We start from the raw sequence: 1,730 nt of genomic DNA on the forward strand, positions 1-1,730 counted from the left end.
AAAGGTATCCTGGGCACTAAGTTAATAGAGAATATCTATAAAAAACAAGCCTCTGATAGATAAATAGTATCAGAGGCTTACAACTAACCAAATTTTGCTTTGAGTTGCATCAGCTCTCCGCTGGTGGCTTGCATCCCTGCAGGGGCCATTTCCTTGAGGCTGACAGATCAAATGTACTACAATTCGGCCAAACGACAAAGCCATGAACAAACTAAGGCTACGAGGATTTATTTAAGCATTTAGGCAATCTAAAGCAAGTGTTAAGGCTGAACGAAAATAGAGAAGCCTATTTGTGACCTGAGACCGTTAATTGTATCTCTAATAAAGTAAATCGATACCATGTATTGGCCTACGGACAGACCACTGGAATTATATCCGATTGTAGCTTTATTACTTGAAATTGGGGTGGTGAAGGGGAGCTGGAGACCGATGGCCTGATTATATACTCTATACCGTAGTTCTGCGTTGGGGAACATTGATTTGATTGAGTACATTTTATCAAAAGTGATTTCTACTTCATTGATAAGCGGGCTTGTTGGACATAGGATTTGAAAATTAGATTTGAATTGATCTGAGCCTGTTACCATTGGAACTACCAGGTTAGGCAATATTCCGTTGTTTTTCTGTAGGTAGCTTTTAACAAAATCGTTCCAGTTGTATGATGTACCAGGTAGTTCTGCTGACAGAAGGATTTCTATACCTGGCCTAGCTTTATCGTAGAATTCACATAGTTTAAGTAGGGCAATACCGTTTTCGCTTAAATTGCTACCAACCAGGGTTTCCTTCTTTTTCGGTTTTGACTGTATAACCGCTAAACCTTTATAGTTTCTGCCAACTACGTTTCCAATACTTTTAACTATGCCGCCTGTTATGCCTTTTTTTAGGTGAGCCATGATTTTTTAGGTTATTGGGAGTTCTAAAGATGGGTTGAAAGATGGTACTAGTACAGGGTAATATCTTAATGTTGGGCTTGTGCTGCGAACCTGTAACGTAAAGAACCCATATAATGACGGAGCTGGATTTGACCATTGAACATGGATTGTTTGAGGGGTTATAGGTCCTATGATTCTTGTTAAATTGCTAACCCCACCAGTCAAAGCCCATCTTCCTATAATGATTTGAATAGACCCAGCTGCTGACCAAAAAGGATCGTTAGGGGGTATGGTAATAGTGGCGTTCATTTCATAAAAATTCCCTTCCACAAAGCAATCGAGAAAGCCGTTTGCTCCATCTATATCAATTACCGCTCCGCCTGCGTTTAGCTGTTTCCTTTCCTGCATTAATTCTAATGCCCATTGTATCATGTATTCTAAACCAGTAAGGCCAACTGGGGCTACTGAGGTCCATGCGGCTTGATCTGTTGGAGTAAGTATAGACCAAACGTAGGTTAGTTGTTGTTCTATTTTCCATTTGAGAAGTGACCAATATCTGGAATAGGCGTCAGTTGTCTTAGGTAGTGATTGGATTATTCCCTTTCCGTTCTTGGAGTAGCCCATTATTTTCCCAATTTTACCTTTTGGTGTTCCTAGTAAGCCTTTTTTAAGATGTGCCATAGGTTGTAATTAGATAGGTAATAAAAAAGGGGCTACACGAGCCCCATATATACTTGAGAGGCAAAGCCTCGGATTAGTTTTAAGCAACTACAGTAGCTGTTGCATAAACGCTATCAGATACTTTTGAAATGTTCGGTCTACTTGTGCTAGTGTAAACGTGAACGGTATCACCTGCAG

General features: G+C 40.1%; 2 protein-coding genes. Both read right to left on the reverse strand.

The window, feature by feature from the left end; genetic code table 11:
- Positions 1-260 precede the first annotated feature (260 nt).
- Positions 261-893 carry a hypothetical protein gene (locus KDG50_02715; GenBank protein ID MCB1864314.1) on the reverse strand — a complete coding sequence of 211 codons (633 nt, stop codon included), beginning with the start codon at positions 891-893 and terminating at the stop codon, positions 261-263.
- A gap of 6 nt (positions 894-899) precedes the next feature.
- Entirely contained in the window at positions 900-1,553 is a 654-nt protein-coding gene (locus KDG50_02720; protein ID MCB1864315.1) for a hypothetical protein, read from the reverse strand.
- Between the last annotated feature and the right edge of the window lie 177 nt (positions 1,554-1,730).

Source organism: Chromatiales bacterium, assembly GCA_020445605.1.
Lineage (GTDB): Bacteria > Pseudomonadota > Gammaproteobacteria > JAGRGH01 > JAGRGH01 > JAGRGH01.